The 18937-nt window shown below is 70.2% G+C and carries 16 protein-coding genes; 11 read left to right on the forward strand and 5 right to left on the reverse strand.

Features of this window, described 5'->3' with window-relative positions:
- Positions 1–128: 128 nt before the first annotated feature.
- Positions 129–1022, forward strand: coding sequence for an IS982 family transposase (locus tag PSED_RS15515; protein ID WP_013672241.1), 894 nt, complete (start codon positions 129–131; stop codon positions 1020–1022).
- Between the two features lie 20 nt (positions 1023–1042).
- Here PSED_RS15515 and PSED_RS15520 read toward each other — a convergent pair whose 3' ends face one another.
- Positions 1043–1417, reverse strand: coding sequence for a YybH family protein (locus PSED_RS15520; RefSeq protein WP_041759701.1), 375 nt, complete (start codon positions 1415–1417; stop codon positions 1043–1045).
- Positions 1418–1559: 142 nt separating this feature from the next.
- Here PSED_RS15520 and PSED_RS15525 point away from each other — a divergent pair, with 142 nt between their 5' ends.
- A complete protein-coding gene (locus PSED_RS15525; RefSeq protein ID WP_013675201.1) occupies positions 1560–2903 on the forward strand; it encodes a purine-cytosine permease family protein in 1344 nt (447 codons plus the stop codon).
- Positions 2896–4497 (forward strand): N-acyl-D-amino-acid deacylase family protein, encoded by a 1602-nt coding sequence (locus tag PSED_RS15530; RefSeq protein ID WP_013675202.1) that lies wholly within the window; start codon positions 2896–2898, stop codon positions 4495–4497. Before PSED_RS15525 ends, PSED_RS15530 begins: the two co-directional genes overlap by 8 nt.
- On the opposite strand, the gene PSED_RS15535 is transcribed toward PSED_RS15530, so the two are convergent.
- From PSED_RS15535 to PSED_RS15545, 3 genes are read right to left on the reverse strand one after another with little or no spacing between them, the layout of a single operon-like run.
- Positions 4437–6146: a helix-turn-helix domain-containing protein gene (locus PSED_RS15535; RefSeq protein WP_013675203.1), complete on the reverse strand. Its 1710-nt coding sequence runs from the start codon at positions 6144–6146 to the stop codon at positions 4437–4439. The genes PSED_RS15530 and PSED_RS15535 overlap by 61 nt on opposite strands.
- A gap of 58 nt (positions 6147–6204) precedes the next feature.
- Positions 6205–7761, reverse strand: coding sequence for a hydantoinase/oxoprolinase N-terminal domain-containing protein (locus PSED_RS15540; protein WP_013675204.1), 1557 nt, complete (start codon positions 7759–7761; stop codon positions 6205–6207).
- Entirely contained in the window at positions 7754–8830 is a 1077-nt protein-coding gene (locus PSED_RS15545; RefSeq protein ID WP_013675205.1) for an S-methyl thiohydantoin desulfurase family protein, read from the reverse strand. Before PSED_RS15545 ends, PSED_RS15540 begins: the two co-directional genes overlap by 8 nt.
- A gap of 470 nt (positions 8831–9300) precedes the next feature.
- Between PSED_RS15545 and PSED_RS15550 the strand changes: the two genes are divergently transcribed.
- The 3 genes from PSED_RS15550 (at position 9301) to PSED_RS15560 (ending at position 12278) form a co-directional block, all read left to right on the forward strand.
- The gene (locus PSED_RS15550) at positions 9301–10884 is read left to right on the forward strand and encodes a 4-hydroxyphenylacetate 3-hydroxylase family protein (RefSeq protein ID WP_013675206.1); all 1584 of its coding nucleotides are present in this window, start codon (positions 9301–9303) and stop codon (positions 10882–10884) included.
- Between the two features lie 76 nt (positions 10885–10960).
- Positions 10961–11641: an NADPH-dependent F420 reductase gene (locus PSED_RS15555; protein WP_013675207.1), complete on the forward strand. Its 681-nt coding sequence runs from the start codon at positions 10961–10963 to the stop codon at positions 11639–11641.
- A 205-nt stretch (positions 11642–11846) separates the two neighbouring features.
- Positions 11847–12278, forward strand: coding sequence for a hypothetical protein (locus tag PSED_RS15560; RefSeq protein ID WP_041759705.1), 432 nt, complete (start codon positions 11847–11849; stop codon positions 12276–12278).
- A gap of 12 nt (positions 12279–12290) precedes the next feature.
- Here the strand turns inward: PSED_RS15560 and PSED_RS15565 are convergent, their stop codons facing one another.
- The gene (locus PSED_RS15565; RefSeq protein WP_013672241.1) at positions 12291–13184 is read right to left on the reverse strand and encodes an IS982 family transposase; all 894 of its coding nucleotides are present in this window, start codon (positions 13182–13184) and stop codon (positions 12291–12293) included.
- Positions 13185–13273: 89 nt separating this feature from the next.
- On the opposite strand from PSED_RS15565, the gene PSED_RS15570 reads away from it, so the two are divergent.
- The 5 genes from PSED_RS15570 to PSED_RS15590 all read left to right on the forward strand — a co-directional run bounded on the left by PSED_RS15570 (position 13274) and on the right by PSED_RS15590 (position 18905).
- Positions 13274–15823, forward strand: a complete 2550-nt coding sequence (locus tag PSED_RS15570) for an AfsR/SARP family transcriptional regulator (RefSeq protein ID WP_143770491.1) — start codon at positions 13274–13276, stop codon at positions 15821–15823.
- A 75-nt stretch (positions 15824–15898) separates the two neighbouring features.
- On the forward strand, positions 15899–16438 hold the full coding sequence (locus tag PSED_RS15575) for a flavin reductase family protein (RefSeq protein ID WP_013675210.1): 540 nt from the start codon (positions 15899–15901) through the stop codon (positions 16436–16438).
- 111 nt (positions 16439–16549) lie between these two features.
- Positions 16550–17404 carry a dioxygenase family protein gene (locus PSED_RS15580; protein WP_013675211.1) on the forward strand — a complete coding sequence of 285 codons (855 nt, stop codon included), beginning with the start codon at positions 16550–16552 and terminating at the stop codon, positions 17402–17404.
- Positions 17405–17496: 92 nt separating this feature from the next.
- Positions 17497–18618, forward strand: a complete 1122-nt coding sequence (locus PSED_RS15585) for a muconate/chloromuconate family cycloisomerase (protein ID WP_013675212.1) — start codon at positions 17497–17499, stop codon at positions 18616–18618.
- 2 nt (positions 18619–18620) lie between these two features.
- Positions 18621–18905, forward strand: a complete 285-nt coding sequence (locus tag PSED_RS15590) for a muconolactone Delta-isomerase (protein ID WP_013675213.1) — start codon at positions 18621–18623, stop codon at positions 18903–18905.
- Positions 18906–18937: the final 32 nt, after the last annotated feature.

Here is an 18937-nt window from a genome sequence, read left to right on the forward strand (position 1 = left end):
ATCGCGGTGCGCGTCAACGAGCTCAACGTGCGGTCCGGGAACCGTTGCCCGGTCTCACACCTCTAGACGAGTAAGTCCTAACGGCGTGCCGGCCCGGGACGTGACGGGAGGGTGTTGAAGATCAGTTTGTGACGACCGACCTCAACACCCTCCTGACCGCACTCTACGTCAAGATCGACGACTGGCTGGGCAAACGCACCCGCCCGGGCAGGCCACCGAAGCTCTCCGACGCCGAGCTGCTCACCCTGGCCGTGGCGCAGGTGCTGCTGGGAGTCCGCTCCGAGGCCCGTTGGCTACGGTTCGTGCCCCGGGCGCTACCAGCCGCGTTCCCGTACCTGCCGGGCCAGTCCGGCTACAACAAGCGGCTGCGCTCGGCGGTGTCACTGATCAAGCGGGTCATCCGCGAGCTGGCCGGCGACACCGACCTGTGGGCCGACCCCGTCTGGGTCGTGGACTCCACCCCGGTCGAGTGCGCCCGTTCCCGGCCCACCGCGAAACGCTCGAACCTGGCCGGGTGGGCCGGCTACAGCTACTGCCCGTCGCACTCGCGGTGGTTCTGGGGGCTGCGCCTGCACCTGGTCTGCACCCCGGCCGGACTGCCGATCACCTGGGCATTGGCCGACCCGAAGCTCGACGAACGCCAGGTCCTGATGGCCGTGCTCGACCACGACCCCACCCTCACCACCGACCGGCCCGGCCTGACCATCATCGCCGACAAGGGCTACGTCTCCCGCGAACTCGACACCTACCTGGCCGAGCGTGGCGTGGTGCTGCTGCGGCCCTCCTACCGCAACCGCACCCCACGCCCGGGCGAACACCTGCTCAAACCGATCCGCCAGCTCATCGAGTCGGTCAACGACACCCTCAAGGGCCAACTCGATCTCGAGCTGCACGGCGGACGCAGCATCGACGGCGTCAGCGCCCGGATCGGGCAGCGCCTGCTCGCCCTGACCGCCGCGATCTGGCACAACCGCGCCACCGGACAGCCCATCACCCGATCCTTGATCGCCTACGACCACTGACCGGGTTCGGACTTACTCGTCTAGACCTCGTGCGCGACGCCCTCGGAGAGGTGCAGGTGCACGACCTTCCAGCCCCCTTCGTCGACGAGCACGGTGCTGATCCGCATCGCGAGCGGGGGGCCCTCGGGGAGCCGCACCTGCGCGGTCCCGAACACCCAGGCCACGTCGCCACGGCATCGGCCCTCGACCTCGACGGCGTCCATCGGCACCGGGGGATGGGCCCGCAGGTGCGCGACCAGCTCGTCGAGCGTCAGGTTCGTGTCCGGGCCGGAGGCGAAGGTGTGCACCCCGCCCAGGTCCACGGCGTGCGCGAGAACGCGGTCGACGTCGCGGGCCTGGGCGGCGAGGATCCACGCGCGGGCGGTCTCGAGGGCTGCGGCAGGAGCACGGTCCATGCACGGAACGCTAGGGCAGGCGGTGCGCGCCTCGATTGGATGTTCCAGCCAACCAGGCCGCCCTCCGTTGTGATTCCCGACCATCCCCGTTCCCTCACCCGGACTCGTAGCGTGCCCGTCATTCCGGACCCGAGGAGCTTCGATGGCGGCTACCGCGAACGACGACTACGCCCTGACCCGCGTCCCACCGGGTGCCCGACGATCGTGGGCCGGCCTGGCCGTCCAGCGCTTCGGCCAGCTGTCCGCGCTGATCCAGTTCCTGGTCGGGGCCACGCTCGGTTTCGGCATGGACTTCTGGACCGCGTTCTGGGCGCTCACGCTCGGCTCGGTCATCCTCGAGATCGTCGCCATCGCGATCGGCGTCATCGGGATGCGCGAGGGGCTTTCCACCACGCTGGTGGCGCGCTGGACGGGCTTCGGGCAGGCCGGCGGCGCCGTGTTGGGACTCCTCGTCGGGCTGAGCGTGACGATCGCGTTCGGCATCCAGTCCGGGGTCTCCGCCGAGGGGCTGGTGGCGATCTTCGGGGGACTCCCGAGCTGGGCCTGGTCGCTGGTGTTCGGCCTGGTCGTGACGGCCATCGTCGTGGTCGGCATCCGGTCCATGGCGTGGACGGCGTACCTGACGGTCCCGATCTTCCTGGTGCTCGTCGGCTGGTCGGTGGTGAGCGCGCTGTCCGCGCACCCGGTCGGCGAGCTGCTCTCCTCGCCGCCACCCGGGCCGGCGCTGACCTTGGTGCAGGGAACGACGATCGTCGCCGGGAGCTTCATCGTCGGTGCGGTGATCACGCCCGACATGACCCGCTTCAACCGCAGCGTCGGCGACGTGGTGAAGCAGACCGTCGTCGGGATCACGCTGGGCGAGTACGTGATCGGCCTGGCTGGCGTGCTGTTGGCGCACGCGAGCCGATCCAGCGACGTCGTCGCGATCGTGGTGTCGTCGGTCGGCTGGGTCGGTGTGCTGATCATCGTCGCCGCCACGCTGAAGATCAACGACTGGAACCTCTACAGCGCCGGGCTGGGCACGGTGGCCTTCCTGGAGTCGATCACGGGGCGCAAGCCCTCCCGGGCCGTGGTGACGGGCGTGCTGGGGGTCGTCGGCAGTCTCGCCGCCGCGCTCGGCGTGCTGAACCAGTTCTCCACCGTCCTCGGCGTGCTGGGTTACGTGTTCCCGCCGGTCGCCGGGGTGATGCTGGCCGAGTACTTCGTGGTCAAGCGCTGGCGCGGCGACCTCGACGCGAGCCGCGGGGGTGGCGCCCCGCCGGAGACGGCGCCGCGCTGGGTGCCGGCCACCCTTGTCGTGTGGGTGGCGGCGGCGTTGATCGGGGCGTTCGTGCCGGTCGGCTTCCCGAGTATCAACGCGCTGGTGGCGGCATTCGTGCTGTACGTCGTCGCGGGCAAGGCGGGCCTGGTGCGCGGGATCGGGGTTGCCCGGTCGGAGCCGACCTCGGTACCGGCGCCGATCGGCGGGGTCGGCGCCGATGCATGATCTCCTGCTGCGTGGCGGCAACGTCCACGACGGCACCGGTGCGCCGCCCGTCACCGCTGATGTCGCGATCGCCGCGGACCGGGTCGTCGCGGTCGGGCGCGACCTCGGTCCCGCCCGCCGGATCGTCGACGTCGACGGCCTCGTGGTCGCTCCCGGGTTCGTCGACGCGCACACCCACTCCGATCTCGTCCCGCTCGCCGGTGGCGAGCAGGCGACGAAGCTGCGGCAGGGCGTGACCACCGAGATCGTCGGCAACTGCGGGGTGTCCTTCGCCCCGCTCGACGAGGCCGCCGCCGGGCACCTCGCCGGGATCTACGGCGACCTGACGTGCGGGGTGCCGGTCGGGCCGCGCACCTTCGCCGGTTACCTCGACGAGGTGGAGGCGGCCCGGCCGACCACGAACGTCATGGCGCTGGTCGGGCACGCGGCCCTGCGCACCACCGCCAACGGAATGGACGAGGAGCTCGCCCCCGGCGCCCTTGACCAGATGTGTGCGTTGCTCGCGGAGGCGCTCGACGCCGGGGCGGCCGGGCTGTCGTCCGGGCTGGTCTACCCGCCCGGCAGCCACGCCGCACCCGACGAGATGGCCGCGCTGGCCGCCGTCGCGCAGCGGTACGGGCGGATCTACGCGACCCACCTGCGCGACGAGGGCGATCGGCTCCCACGGGCCCTCGACGAGGCGATCGCCGTCGCCGAGGCCACCGGGGTGCGGCTGCAGGTCTCGCACTGCAAGGTCACCGGCCGGCGCAACCACGGCGGCGCCCCGGACCTGCTCGCCCGGCTGCACGCCGCGCACGAGGCCGGGATCGACCTGGCCGGCGACGCCTACCCGTACACGAGCGGGGCGACGGTCCTGGTCGCGCTCCTGCCGCCCGCGGCGACGGCCGGGGGCACCGACCGGTTGGTGGAGCTGCTCGCCGATCCGTGCGCGCGGGAGCGGCTGCGCGCGGCCGCCGACGCAGGACAAGGACTGTGGACGGCGGCCGATCCCGCCGGCGTTCGGCTGATGCAACACGCGGACCCCGGGGTGTGCGGGCGCACGCTGGCCGAGGTCGGCGGCGATCCCTGGACCACGCTGTGCGGGCTGGTCGCGGCGGATCCCGGGGCGACGGTGCTACTGGAGGCGATGGCCCTGCCCGACGTGCTGGCGATCCTGGCCGATCCGCTGATCGGGATCGGTTCGGACAGCACGCCCTCGGCCGGGCCGGGGCACCCACGCAACCGCGGCTGTTTCCCCGAGCTGCTGGCAACGGTCGTCCGGACACATGGGGCGCTCGACCTGCCCACCGCCATCCGGAAGGCGACCTCGGTCACCGCCGACCGCTTCGGCCTCACCGGGCGCGGGCGGCTCGAGCCGGGGACGGTTGCGGACGTGTGCGTGTTCGACCCGGAACGCGTGGCGCACCCCGATCCGCTCGGTGAACCGACCGGGATCCTGCACGTGCTGGTCGCCGGCGTGCCTGCGGTCGAGGACGGTCAGGTGACCGGCGCGCGTGCCGGCCGGGTGCTGCGCGCTCAGGGGCGTCCGACGGATCACTCGCCGCGGTCTCGGCGCCCCGACGCCCCTGCCCGCTTTGTCGCCGGGCCCGAATAGGCCCGGTGTGCCGACCCGGCTCCGCCTTGCCACGAACCGCCCGGATCACCGCCCTGATCGTCTGACCCGGCGCGGTCGGGCAGGACCACCGCCCGGGTCGCGAGGTGGGCGGCCAGCCTGTCGTCCGGGTCGGCGAGGTCGACGCCGAGCGCGGCCCGGATCCGGCTGAGCCGGTGCACGACGGTGTTGCGGTGCACGCCGAGGACGGCCGCCGTCGTGACGAGTGAGGACTCGTGGTCCAGGAAGCAGGCCAGGGTGCGGCCGAGCTGGTCGGTCGGGTCGGCCTCGCGCAGCGGCGCCAGCACCTCGGTGGCCAGCTCCTTCACCGGCTCGTGGGCGTACCAGGCGTGCAGCAGCCGGCGCAGGCCGACGGGATCGGTGAGCTCGACCGCGCCGTCGACCTCGCGGGCCCGCGCCACCATGGCCGCCCGGCGGGACTCCTCCGCGGACTCGGCGATGCCCTCGGTTCCGGTGTGCGCGAGCCCGATCCCTGCACACACCCGGCCCAGGGAATCCCGGACCGCCGGATCGAGAAGCGCGCTGCGCACCGCCTTGACCAGCGCCGCTACGGCTGCGCGGTCCGGTGGAGCATCCTCGGTACGCCAGAACATCCAGCCGTCCGGGCGGTCCACGATCGCGACCGGGAGCCCGGCGCGACCCAGCGCGTCCTCGAGCACGGTGAGGGCACCCACGGGTCGGCGGTCCGATCGGGTCCCGGTGATCGCGAGGTGCACCGCGGTGTGCCAGCCCGAGAGCCGCCAGCCCAGCACGGCGGCGCGTTCCACCGTCTCGCGGTCGGGGAAGGGCGAGGTCTCGAGGATCTCGGTGAGCAGCAGGGCCCGTTCGCGTCCTTCATGGACCCGGGCGAACGAGCGGCCCGCGAGGTGCGCGGTGAACGCGAGCGCCGCGACAGCCAGGCAGTCCTTCACCTGCTCTCCGGGCAGGGCGTCCGAGGCCGCGGCGAGCGCGGCGAACCACATCCCGGCCCGTCGCCCGGGCGGCAGCACGACCGGGAGCAGCACGACCTCGGCACCGTCCGGAGCATCGAGAATCCGGGCGACGGGGACGTCCGCGCCGAGCTCGGCGCCCGCCGCGCCCAGCAGGGCGGCCCAGTCCGTGGCCCGGTCGCCCTCGAGCGGATGGCCGTTGGCGTCGAGCAGCGCGACCGGGGCCCGCAGCTCGGCGTGCAGCAGGCGCAGCAGCTCGCCCGGCTCGGTGTGCGGGCCGACGGCACGCAGCAGCGTCCGCAGCCGACGGGTGGCCGCGATCTCGGGGGCCTGGGTCTCGGCCTCGAGCTCCGCGACGAGCGCGTCGACGTCGTTGCCGGACACCAGCACCAGGGGCAGATCGTGGCGGTCGGCCAACCGGGCCGTCGACAGCATGACCTCGCCACCTGTCCCGCAGAACAGGAGCCCGGCGATCCGCGCGCCGACACCGAACCGGATCGCGAGGTCCGCCTCGGGGCCCTCCACCCGCAGCTGTCCACGACCGAGCACCACCAGGCTTCCGGGCGAGGCCTCGCGCACACCGCCGGCGGAGCTCCCGCGGACCACGTGGTGCACGACCGAGGTCAGCCCTCCCCGGCCCGCGACGATCCGATGCCCCCGCAGCGCGTCGGAGGACAGGAGGCGCTGGAGCCTGATCGACACGACGTCCCCCTTCTGGCCCTGCCCTGTCCTGGCCCTCGGCCGCTCCGGGAGCGCGAGCCTACCGCCGGGCGAGCAGTGGCCCGGCCGCCTTGGCCTGCACCCGGACGCTGTTGCCGGGCATGTAGCTCATCGGCACCTCGGTGATCATCGTGATCCGCACGCGCGCCGGGTCCGCGCCCGCCCGCACCGCCTGCTCGACGGCGAGCCTGCGGGCCTCGTCCAGACAGGCCTCGCGACCGCCGTCGGCGTAGGCGAAGGTTCGGTCGACCGAGCCGGAGGCCTCGGCGATGGCCGCGCCGATGGCGTTCGCGACGCCCCCGTGCTCATGCCGGTGGACCGCACTGATCCCCTCGATGTGCTCCGGGACGAGATGCGCGCCGCCTCCGACGGCGATCAGCGGTTGCGTGCCCCGGGATGCCTTGATCCGGTCCGCCAGGGCGGCGATCTGCCGGTCCACCGAGGCCAGGACCCTGTGCACCGCAGGCGGGTCGACGCGCGCGAGGGCGGGATCGCCGATGGCGCTGCGCCCGGCTGCCGTGCTCACGTCGCTCAGCGTCAGCACGGTGCCGCCGAAGACGAGCGCCTCGCTGGTCAACCGGTGCGCGACGCTGCGCGGTCCGATCACCGGTGCTCCCGCGCCGGACACGTCGACGACCGTGCCGCCGCCGAGCCCGACGGCGATCAGGTCCGGCATCCGGTAGTTGGTGCGGACGCCCCCGATCTCGACGGCCAGCGCGGACTCCCGTGGGAACCCGCCGACCAGCAGCCCGACGTCGGTGGAGGTGCCGCCGACGTCCATCACCACGGCGTCGGTGAGGCCGGAGAGGTACGCGGCGCCGCGCATCGAGTTGGTGGGGCCCGAGCCGATCGTCAGGACCGGGCGGCGCAGCGCCTCCTCGACGGTGAGCAGCGTGCCGTCGTTCTGGGTCAGGAAGAGATCCGGCGACAGGCCGCGCTCGCCGAGCGCGGTGATCAGGCCTTCGGCCACTGTCCGGCCGATGCCGACCAGGGCGCTGTTGAGGATCGCCGAGTTCTCCCGCTCCAGCAGGCCGATCCCACCGACCTCCCGACTCTCGGTGACCGCGACGGTGCCCGCCAGGACGTCGGCGACGATCTCCGCGGCCCGGCGCTCGTGCTCGTCGTTGACCGGGCTGCTCATGGCGGTCACGGCGATCGCGTCGACCGTCCCGGCGCAGTCCTTCGCGAACAGCCGCACCGCGTCCTCGTCGAGCGCGGCGGCGGGGGCGCCGTCGTAGCCGTGGCCGCCTCGCACGATCGCGACCGGGCCGCGGACCTGCGCGGTCAGGTCCTCGGGCCATCCCGCGAACGGGGGCACGGACGTCGTGGCGGGCGCGGCGACCCGTAGCACCCCGACCCTGCCGAGTCCGGTCCGCCCGATGATCGCGTTGACGGGGTGGGTGGTCCCGAGCATCACCTGGCCGACGGCGCCGGGGTCGACCTGACCGAGCACGGCGTCGAGGGCGGCGCGGATGCCTTCGAAGACGGCGGCGGTCGTCGGGAGCTTCTCCGCGGCCAGGATGGTGCCGGCCTCGTCGACGACGACGGCGTCGGTGTTCGTGCCGCCGACGTCGATCCCGATCCGAAGCTCACTCACCGTGTCCTCCGAACGGCACGTAGTCGAGGTCGTAGCCGAAGGCCCGCGGACCGGCGAGCTCGATGCCGTCGGGTTCGTGCCAGCGCGGATGGGCCGGCAGCGCGAGCACGGTGAGCCGCTGCCCGTAACCGAGGGTCTCGGTGGTCATGGGGGTTCCGGTCTCCACGTCGAGCAGGCTGATCAGGTCCGGCGTGGTCACGAGCGGAAGGCCGTCCTCGCCGGCCACGAGGTTCTCGTTCTGGAAGTCGACGCGCAGCGTGCGGTTCGCACCGTCGAGGTCGTCGAGGGTGACGGTGCCGCGTGCCCAGCCGCCCTCGGTGCGCCGGTTCAGGTCGACGATCTTGCCGGTGAACACGATCCGGCCGCCGGTGGCGGCGAGCAGCGCGGTGTAGCCGTCCGCGGCGCCCTCCTGGATCGCACGGACGTGGCGGCCGATCTCGGCGCAGTAGGACAGTGAGCCGTGGATGGCGTGCGCGGCGGCCTGCGCCGCCGTGACCGGGTAGAGGGCGCCGACGGCGATCATCCCCATCGCCGTGGTGGCCGCGCGGGCCAGCCGTTCTGCCGTCGGGTTGTCCGTGGCCTCGACGATCACCAGGTTGTCCGCGGTGTCCACGAGCACGATCGGCGAGGCGGAGATGCCCGCGAGGTGAAAATGTGTGAGCTCGCCGCGCGGGAAGGCGCGGCGCATGGTGTCGGCGTCGACGACCGGCAGGCCCAGCTCGGCCGCAGCGGCGATCGGCAGCAGCGTGCTCCCGCCGCCGACCTCGATCGGCAGCACTCCGACACCCTTGCGGCCCAGGTGGCGCTCGAGCGCGGTGAGGGCGGCACGCGGCTCGCTGCCGTTGAAGAACCGCTCGGCGAACGCGGTCGGCGCACCGACCACCGCCAGCGGCAGCAACAACCCGTCCGGGTCCAGGTCACCGGGCTGCACCAGGGGGACCGGGCCGTGCCGACGCAGCGCCTCCTCGACCATCAGCCGGGGCACGAACGGCTCGCCACCACCGCCGGTGGCGAGCACGCCCGCACCCAGCGTGAGCGCGGGGATGTCGTCGATCGTGATCTCGTCCAAGTCGACTCCTGACCTCCGGGTTCCCCAGCGAAGCAGGCGTCGCATGGTGCCTTCATCGGGCAGCTCGCACAACGGCGGACTCATCGGTGTACGGAATGCACATGTACGGCGGTTCCGGCCCGGACGGGCACAGGTCCCTGAGGCGTTCTCGCCGCTGCCCCGGGCCCTGCATCCCTCCGCGAAAGTCGGCGCACAGCCGTTCCTCGGTCCACGGACCCTCGAGGCCACTTGCGCAAGATCTTCCGCACGCTTCCCGTCCGACTCGTCCCGCCGCGAGCTCAGGGGTTCCGCTGCTCTGACCGGACCGATGCGGACCCGCCGAGCACACGCGGCGGCGGGACGCGACCGATCGGGCACCGATCGGTGCCAACTTTTCGCGCTGCTTTACGGGCGACCGGAACCCTCTGCCCATCGCCCGCTGTGAAGCCTGGATCACATCAGGTGGAGGCGGCAGAAGGAGGGATCTGACTGTGACCACCACGAAGGAACCTGCTGTGGCCACGGGCCCGGAACGGGTACCCGCAGCCGACGGAGTGACGCCTCCCCCGACAGGTGCCCAGTACCTGGAGAGCCTTCGCGACGGACGCATCTTCTACTTCGATGGCAAGCCGGTCGACGACGTCACGACGCATCCTGCGTTCACCACGACGGCGCACTCGGTGGCGCGGATGTACGACGCGCTCCACGACCCGGCCCGTCAGGAGGTCCTGACCTACGTCACCGAACGTGGGACGCGCTCGCACAAGTTCTACAAGATGGCCACGTCCTCGCAGGACCTCTTCGAATCGCGCGACGCGATCGCCGAGTGGGCGCGGATGAGTTACGGGAGCCTGTCGCGGGGGCCGGACTACAAGGCCGCTCTGGTGGCCGGTCTGGCTGCGGATGCGGACTTCTACGGTGAGTTCGCGGGCAACGTCCGCCGGTGGTACGAGAAGATCACCGACGACGTCATGTTCGTCAACCTGAGTCTGCTCAACCCGTCTGCGGACCGGACCCGGTCCGTCGCGGAGCAGCGCGACACGTACATGCACGTCGTCAAGGAACGCGATGACGGCATCATCGTGCGGGGCGCACGGATGATCTCCACGGGCGCGGCGTTCAGCAACGTCACCTACGTCAGCCAGTACCTGCCGGCGAGCGGACTGGGTGTCGACGACAAGGACTTCGCGCTCGGGTTCTTCGTCCCGTTCGACGCGCCCGGCGTCAAGCTGATCGGCCGCTACTCGTACGAATACATGGCGAAGCGAAATGGAACGCCTTTCGACTACCCCCTGTCGAGCCGTTTCGACGAGTCGGACTACTCGGTGATTCTCGACGACGTGTTGATTCCGTGGGAGAACGTGACGGCCTATCGAAACCCCGACGTCGTCAACGGTCTCTTTCCTCGCGGGTTCGCCCAGCGATTCATCTTCCACGCCTGTACCCGGACGGCGGTGAAGCTGGACTTCCTGTGCGGTCTGTTGCTCAAGGTCGCCGACATGAACAAGATTTCTTCGTTCCGCGGAGTGCAGGCGCAGATCGGTGAAGTTCTCGGGCTCCGGCACAACCTCTGGGCCCTGGCCACGGCGATGGCTGCGGAGCCCAACCCTGCGCCGGGGGGCGGCCCGTACGTGCATCCGAACGTGAACTACGCGCTGCAGTGGCGGAACATGTATGGGGACACCTTCACGAAGATTCGGACGGTCTTCCACAACCTCATGGCCGGTGGCTTCATTCAGATTCCGTCCTCCGCCGAGGATTTCAAGAACCCTGCCACCCGGCACTGGCTGGACAAGTACTGGAATGGCGCCGAAATTCCGGCGGAAGAGCGCGTGAAGCTCATTCGATTGGTATGGGACGAATTCGCCACGGAGTTCGGCGGCCGATCGGAGGTCCATGAGCGGAACTTCTCGGGCAGCTACGAGGGGAACCGTGTGGAGACCTACCACACCGCCGAGCACATCGGCACGAACAACTACTTCCGCTCGATGGTCGACGAATGTATGAGCGAGTACGACCTCAATGGGTGGACGAGTTCGGACTGGCCTGAATGGAAGCGCATCGGAACACCCTGACGCGCACACCCCACGGCTTATGGGAATCCTGACCCGGCGGCGAGCTGGGTCGAGACGACGAAAGAAGGATAGTGACGTGACAATCGGGATTGTCGGCACGGGGAATATGGGAAAGGCGATCGCGGGTCTTTTCGCCGATGGCGGGCATGACGTCTACATCGCCGGCTCCGACCCCGAGAAGTCCGAGGCCGCCGCTCAGGAGCTGGCGTCGCGGGGACCGGGCAAGGTCAGTGCCGTGCCCACGGCGGAGGCCGCGGCGCGGGGGACGGACGTCCTAGTGCTGGCGACCTGGTTCGCGGTGTCGACCCGGCTCGCCGTCGACCTCAGCGACGTGCTGCGGGGAAAGACGGTCATCGACATCTCGAACCCCTTCACCCCGAACTTCGACGGGCTGATCACCGAGTACGGCAACAGCGCGGGTCTGGAACTGCAGCGCCGATTGGACGGTTCTGCTGTCGTGAAGGCGTTCAACACCAACTTCGCGCCGACGCTGAGGACCAGGTCGTTCGGGGGGAGCGATGTCGATGTGTTCCTCGCGTCGGACCACGAGAGCGCGAAGGCCGACGTCGCCAAGCTGATCGGCGCCTCGGGCCTGCGGCCCGTCGACGCGGGGCCGCTCGCCAACTCGGCGACCCTGGAGCGGCTCACCCTGTTGCTCGTCGAGCTCCAGGGCAGGTACGGCCTCGAGTTCCAGTCCGCGGTGAAGTTCCTGCCCGGGCAGTCGTTGTCGTTCCCGGCGGCGGTGGCGACCTCGTAATCTGGGGGTCACTGCGCCTCAACGGCGGTCCCGGCGCCGGACACCCCGGCGCCGGGCCCCTGCGAGTACGTCGCCCCGCGACGCTTGTCCCCGGTGATCAGGAGCTGCGTGCATGCGCAGCGGATGCGCGGAGGTGACCATGGCGTCGAGACCGGTTCCGATGACGGAGTCGGATCGGAACCGTCCCTCCCTGATTCGTAGCAAGGTGACGCCGCCGAGCCTGCAGGAGTCCGTCGTCCCGCGCCCGCGGGTCGCCGCGGTCCTCCGGGAGCTGATCGACGACAACCCGGTCGTCTGCGTCTACGCCACCGCCGGCGCGGGGAAGACAACGGCCGTACTCCAGGCTCTCGACGACTCGCCCAATTCGATCGCCTGGTTGTCGGTCGATGAGACCGATGCCGCTCCCGGCCGCTTGCTGACCTACCTGCAGGCGGCGCTCGCGCAGGCGGGACACGACACGTCCGAGGCGATGTCGGCGCTACGTGCCGGGGTCCCACACCCGGAGGTCGCCGGCATCCTCGCCGACACGATCGCGAGCCTTCCGGTCACAGTCGTGCTCGACAACGCCGAACGGATCGCCTCCTCGCCGGACGCCCTGGAACTCGTCAGCAGGCTCGGACGCTACCTAGACGAGTAAGTCCGAACCCGGTCAGTGGTCGTAGGCGATCAAGGATCGGGTGATGGGCTGTCCGGTGGCGCGGTTGTGCCAGATCGCGGCGGTCAGGGCGAGCAGGCGCTGCCCGATCCGGGCGCTGACGCCGTCGATGCTGCGTCCGCCGTGCAGCTCGAGATCGAGTTGGCCCTTGAGGGTGTCGTTGACCGACTCGATGAGCTGGCGGATCGGTTTGAGCAGGTGTTCGCCCGGGCGTGGGGTGCGGTTGCGGTAGGAGGGCCGCAGCAGCACCACGCCACGCTCGGCCAGGTAGGTGTCGAGTTCGCGGGAGACGTAGCCCTTGTCGGCGATGATGGTCAGGCCGGGCCGGTCGGTGGTGAGGGTGGGGTCGTGGTCGAGCACGGCCATCAGGACCTGGCGTTCGTCGAGCTTCGGGTCGGCCAATGCCCAGGTGATCGGCAGTCCGGCCGGGGTGCAGACCAGGTGCAGGCGCAGCCCCCAGAACCACCGCGAGTGCGACGGGCAGTAGCTGTAGCCGGCCCACCCGGCCAGGTTCGAGCGTTTCGCGGTGGGCCGGGAACGGGCGCACTCGACCGGGGTGGAGTCCACGACCCAGACGGGGTCGGCCCACAGGTCGGTGTCGCCGGCCAGCTCGCGGATGACCCGCTTGATCAGTGACACCGCCGAGCGCAGCCGCTTGTTGTAGCCGGACTGGCCCGGCAGGTACGGGAACGCGGCTGGTAGCGCCCGGGGCACGAACCGTAGCCAACGGGCCTCGGAGCGGACTCCCAGCAGCACCTGCGCCACGGCCAGGGTGAGCAGCTCGGCGTCGGAGAGCTTCGGTGGCCTGCCCGGGCGGGTGCGTTTGCCCAGCCAGTCGTCGATCTTGACGTAGAGTGCGGTCAGGAGGGTGTTGAGGTCGGTCGTCACAAACTGATCTTCAACACCCTCCTGTCACGTCCCGGGCCGGCACGCCGTTAGGACTTACTCGTCTAGGGGGTCGAGCGAGACTCGTCGTGGTGAGCAGACAGGAGCTCGACTTCCGCTCCATGCCCTCCGCCATGATCGTCGGGCTGGACGAGCGGGATCTCGCCTTCACCGCCGCAGAAGCCGAATCGGCGCTGGCCCGGCTCGGTCGCAGCGACGTGGACATCCCGGCCGTCGTGCACGCCACAGGCGGATGGGTCGCCGGTGTGCTGTTCGAAGCCTGGCGTTCTCGAGATCACTCGACCGGGCTGAACGGCGAGGCCGATCCGCTGCACGGCTACCTCGCCGTGCACATCCTCGACCAGCTCTGCCCCGAGCAGCGCGACTTCCTCATCCGCACCTCGGTGCTGGACGAGGTGACCGGCCCGGCGGCGGCTGCCCTCGGTGTGTCGTCGGCGGCCCGGCACCTCCACACGTTGCGGTCGGCCCACATCCCGGCCATGTGGGTACCCGCCAACGAGGACACTCTGCGCTGTCACCCCCGGTTCCGCGAGTATCTGCTCACCCTGCTCGCGCGCCGCGACGCGTCGGAGGTCACCGAGATATACCGACGGCACGCGATCATGCTCGGCGTGGCCCACCGGTACGAGGAGGCGACGGAGGAGCTGCTGAAGGCGGATCTCCTGCCCGAGGCGCTCGCCCAGGCGGAGAAGGCGGTCGAGTCCGTCGTCGACAGGGGCGACTTCGCGATAGTGCGAGGCTGGCTGAGCCGGTTCGGCCCGTTGCCGACCGAGAGGAACGAGGCACTCGCCGGCGCCGAGCTCATGATGGCTCTCGCGACCGAGGACTACGGAGGTGGCCTTGCGGTCGCCGACCGGCTCCGCGAACACGGACTCCGCGACGCGCTCGCGCGGTCGTCCAGCAAGTACGCGAGCGCGATGGCCTGGTGCTACTTCCACGCCGGCCGGATCAACGAGATCCGTGCGGTCCTCGACGTCGCGCGACCCGGACTCGAGATCGATGCCATGCGTTACTGCATGACCCTTCTCGCCGACGGCGCCGACGGCGCCGACGGCCCGGACATCACCGGTGATTGTGTCCCGCTGAGCGGCGGTCCGCTCGACGCCCTCATCATGCGCACGCACTACTACCGCGGGCGACTCGCGTTGATGCTGGACGAGCCCGCATCGCGCTGGGCCGCCATCGCCGCGCGATCCTGGCAACTCGGCGCTCGGCTCGCGATGGGGCAGCTCGAGCAGGCGGCCACGCTCTACGAGCAGGCACGCGACGCCGGGACGGTCGGTGTGTGGTCCGAGGCGTTGTTCAGCGTTCAGCTGTTCCGAGCCCAGGGCCGCCACGCGGAAGCCTGGCGGGCGCTGCTGAACGGCCGAGAACGCATCCGAGCGAGCGGCTCGTCGCTACTCGAGGCGTTCAGCTACCTCATCCAGGCCGAGCTGGAACTACTGCTGAACCAGGACCCGGGCGCGGCGCAGGCGGTGCTCGGTCGACTCCGGACACATCCTGTCGGGGGCTCGTACGGGTTCATCGTCGAGCAGGCGGAGACCTGGCTCGGGCTGAGCTACCTCATGCAGGCCGACGCGGCCCAGGCCGCCCGGCATCTGGAACACGCCGTGCGGAGCATGCGCACGACCGAGCGGGTCTTGATGCTCCCGGCCGCGGCCGTCTACCTGGCAGAGGCGTCATGGCGGCTCGGCGATGAGCACGCCGCCGACCGGGCCATGAACGTTGCGCTCGACGCCGCGGACCGCCAAGGATCACATCAGAGCCTGCTGCAGGCCATCGAGCTGTTTCCCTCGACGCTGTCCCGGCGGCTCGACGCGGAGAGTTCCTGCGAGTCCGACTGGCATCGGCTGGGCCGCGCCCTCATCGCGCGCGACGTCGAACTCGATCATCATGTGGGGGCCTCGATCGAGATCGCGGACTTGGGCGAGATCGAGGTCCGAGTGGACGGCCGCCTCGTCCGGCCACAGATCAAGAAGAGCGCCGAGCTGCTCGTCTTCCTCGCGCACCAACCCGACCGCAGTGCCACGCGCGACCAGCTCCTCGATGCACTGTTCGAGGGGCGCAGGACGGAGTCATCCTCGTCCTACCTTCGACAGGCCGTGCGCTGGTTGCGGGAGATCCTGCCGGGCGAGGACGGAGTAGAAGGTGTCGGCCGGAAAATCCGGATCAACTCCGACCTACGCCTGATGTCGGAATCGGAGCATGTCAAGCGGATCGTGGCGGAAGCCTCGAGTCTGCGAGGCACGGCACGGTACCGGGTCCTGCTCGGCGCACTCGACATCGCGGCGCGCGGCCCGTTCGCCGCGGGGGTCAAGAGCAGGTGGGCTGAGGAACGACGGCGCGACCTCGACTCGGTCCTGGTCGATGTTCGTTGTTCCGTCGCAGAGTTGGCTTTCGCCGAGGGTGACCACCACGCCGCTGCCGCCCATCTGGGACTGGTCCTGCGCCTCGACCCCTATCGAGAGTCCATGTGGCGCCTGGCGATGCGCCTCGCGGACGCCAAGGGCGACGCGGACGGTGTCCTTGCCGCATACCGGTCATGCGAGCTGGCGCTGCAGGACCTCGGTACCGGGCCCGACACAGCGACGACGAAGCTCTTCAGAGGGCTGCGCCGCTAGCGCATTTCGGCGTTCTTCACGTCGGCGGTGGAGTCTTCGAGGACCAGCTCGCGGGCCGCCTCGGAAGGAGACCAGATGAACGAATCAGATTTCCGGCAGGCGATCAGTCAGTTCGCGAGTGGCGTGACCGTGGTGACGGCGCGGGCAGGTAGGCGGAGCTACGGGATGACGTTGAGCGCGATGACCTCACTGAGCCTCGAGCCACCGGCACTGCTCATCTGCGTGAACCGAAAGGTACCGACGGAGCAGGCCATCACCGCGAGCGGCGTGTTCGCCGTCAACGTCCTGGCCGACTACCAGGAACGGCTCGCGAGGAAGTTCGCGAAGCCGGCAGACGACAAGTTCGACGGGGTCGATGTCGAGTACACCCGGCACGGCGTACCGCTGCTCCGCGGTGCGCTCGGGCACTTCGAATGCACCGTCCGCGAGCGGATGTCCGGCGGGAGCCACTCGATCTTCATCGGGCACGTGGACGCCGCCCGGGTCTACGACCGCCGCCCACTCGTCTATCACGGGGCGGGTTTCGGCGACTTCTACGGCCGGGTCCGGAGCGCGATCCCGGTGCCAGACCACGTACCGCCGCCCACCGGCGTCGGCGCGTTCTTCTCCTCCTAGCCATCTCGGCAGCGGCCGGCCGTCCCCGGGGCCGACCCCGCTGAGGACCGGAAATTACGTTGCCAGCAATGTCACGCGAGGAAAGCCACCGCCGACGGAATGAGGAGTCCGATGACTACCATGAAACAGTCACCCACCGCGTCCGACGCGGGTTCGTCCGCCACCGCGTCGTTCCGTGCGGGCAGCGCCGCCGCTTTCGGCGAGGCGCAGACCTCCACCGAGCGGGTCAATACCGTGGTTCGGGCTGTCCTCGATGCCGTCCACGCCGTGATCCGAGACCACCAGGTCACGTATCCGGAGTTCCAGGCCGCGAAGCGATGGCTGATGGACCTGGGCGAGGGCGGTGAGTGGCCCCTGTTCCTCGACGTGTTCGTCGAGCACGTCGTCGAGGAGGTCGCTGCGCGATCGCAGCAGGGCACCCCCGGCACCATCCTTGGGCCGTACTACCTTCCGGACCAGAAACGACTGCCGGCGGTGGCGGCCCTTCCTGCCCGGCCCGACGAGCCCGGTTCGACCTGGGTGCTCAGTGGCCAGGTCCGCGACGTCGACGGGAATCCGGTCGCAGGTGCGGAGCTCGACGTCTGGCAGAACAGCGCCGACGGCTTCTACTCGGGCTTCGCCCCGCATCTGCCCGACGGCAACCTGCGCGGCGTCATAGTCACCGGGGACGACGGTAGGTTCGAGATCACCACGATCCTGCCGGTGCCCTACCAGGTGCCGACCGACGGACCGACTGGCGAGCTCATCGCAGCCGCTGGCTGGCACCCATGGCGGCCGGCGCACCTTCACCTCCTGGTGCGAGCCTCCGAGCATCGCACCATCACGACGCAGCTGTACTTCAGCGGCGGTCGATACGTCGACGACGACGTGGCGCACGCAACCAAGGCCGAGCTGATCCTCGACCCCGAGAAGCTGCCGGACGGCACCTACCGGTCCGAGTACGACTTCGTCCTCGAACGGGACTGATCGTCGTCGCCGGGCCGGAGCAGCCACCGTGCCGGCGTCCTCCAGGCAGAACCGGAAGCTGGTTCCGCCACCCCGATCCTGGAAGGAACACCATGAGCGACCTGCGGATCGATCGGGTCGAGACCGCCCTGCTCGACATTCCGCTACGCCGCCCCCACCGCTTTGCTCGGACCTCGATAACCGCACAACCCGTGCTGTATGTCTTCGTCCACGTCGCGGGCGGCGTCACGGGGGTCGGCGAAGGCGTGGTTCCCGGTGGCCCGTGGTGGGGCGGAGAATCGGTGGAGACGATGCAGCTCGTTGTGGAGCGGTTCGTCGCGCCGGTCCTCCTCGGCCGCCACGTCGACGACGTCGCACGTATCCGACGCGACGTCGACGACGTTGTCGCGGCGAACCTGTACGCGAAGGCTGCCGTGGAGGTCGCCCTGCACGACGCGTGGGCCCGCTGCCTCGACGTCCCTGTCCACGCGCTGCTCGGTGGGCTCAGTCGGCGCGCGATCCCGGTTACCTGGGCCCTGGGAACCGAGCCGGCCCCGGTCGTCGTCGAAGAGGCGCTCGGGAAGATCGACACCGGACAGCACCGCAGCTTCAAGTTGAAGATGGGTGCCCAGGAACCCGCAGACGACGTGGCGCGCGTGTGCGAGATCGCCGGGAAGCTTGCCGGCGTCGCCGGAGTCCGCGTCGATCTGAACTCCCGCTGGGACCTGCTCACGTCGCTCACCTACCTTCCGAAACTCGTGGACGCCGGCGTCGAGCTGATCGAGCAGCCGGTTCCCGCCAGGGAGCTCGAGGCGCTGACCGAGATCAACGCTGCACTGCCGGTTCCAGTGATGGCCGACGAAAGCCTGCGGACCCCCGGCGACGCGCTACGGCTCGCCCGGATGCGCGCTGCGGACGTCTACTCGCTCAAGACCACCAAGTCAGGCGGGCTCCGCGCCACACGCGCGATTGCCGACGTCGCCGCCGCCGCCGGCATCCCGTGCCATGGCGGCACCTCGATCGAGAGCCCGGTGGGCACCGTGGCCTCCTTGCATCTGGCCTGCGCACATCCCGGGGTGACCTGGGGCAGTGAGCTGTTCGGGCCCTTGCTCATGGCAGAGGAGATGCTCGTCGAACCGCTGCGCTACGCGGACGGCTCGCTGCACCTCCCCGACGGACCCGGCCTGGGTGTCGAGCTGGACGCTGACAAGGTCCGCGCCTTCACCAGGAGCTAGCGATGCTGTTCCACGTCAGGATGGACGTCGCGATCCCGCGCCAGATCGACCCCGCTGAGCGCACCCGGCTCGTCACTGCTGAAAGGGAGCGTGCACTCGCGCTCCAGGAAGCCGGTACCTGGCTGCATCTCTGGCGCATCGTGGGAAAGTATTCGAATATCAGTGTGTTCGACGTCCAGTCCTCCGACGAACTCCACGAGATCCTGTGGACGCTGCCGCTGTTCCCATTCATGACAATTGATGTCACGCCGCTGGCCGAGCATCCGTCGCGCCGGAAGAGCACATAGTGAGCACTATTTCGAGGTCACCCACATACGCG

It is taken from the genome of Pseudonocardia benzenivorans CB1190 (assembly GCF_000196675.2).
GTDB lineage: Bacteria > Actinomycetota > Actinomycetes > Mycobacteriales > Pseudonocardiaceae > Pseudonocardia > Pseudonocardia benzenivorans.

What these genes read in the sequence shown, in the direction of transcription:
- PSED_RS15575 (WP_013675210.1), top strand. Translation starts at nt 15,899, where the DNA reads ATGAACGAATCAGATTTCCGGCAGGCGATCAGTCAGTTCGCGAGTGGC.
- PSED_RS15590 (WP_013675213.1), top strand. Translation starts at nt 18,621, where the DNA reads ATGCTGTTCCACGTCAGGATGGACGTCGCGATCCCGCGCCAGATCGAC.
- PSED_RS15530 (WP_013675202.1), top strand. Translation starts at nt 2,896, where the DNA reads ATGCATGATCTCCTGCTGCGTGGCGGCAACGTCCACGACGGCACCGGT.
- PSED_RS15585 (WP_013675212.1), top strand. Translation starts at nt 17,497, where the DNA reads ATGAGCGACCTGCGGATCGATCGGGTCGAGACCGCCCTGCTCGACATT.
- PSED_RS15520 (WP_041759701.1), bottom strand. Translation starts at nt 1,417, where the DNA reads ATGGACCGTGCTCCTGCCGCAGCCCTCGAGACCGCCCGCGCGTGGATC.
- PSED_RS15580 (WP_013675211.1), top strand. Translation starts at nt 16,550, where the DNA reads ATGACTACCATGAAACAGTCACCCACCGCGTCCGACGCGGGTTCGTCC.
- PSED_RS15525 (WP_013675201.1), top strand. Translation starts at nt 1,560, where the DNA reads ATGGCGGCTACCGCGAACGACGACTACGCCCTGACCCGCGTCCCACCG.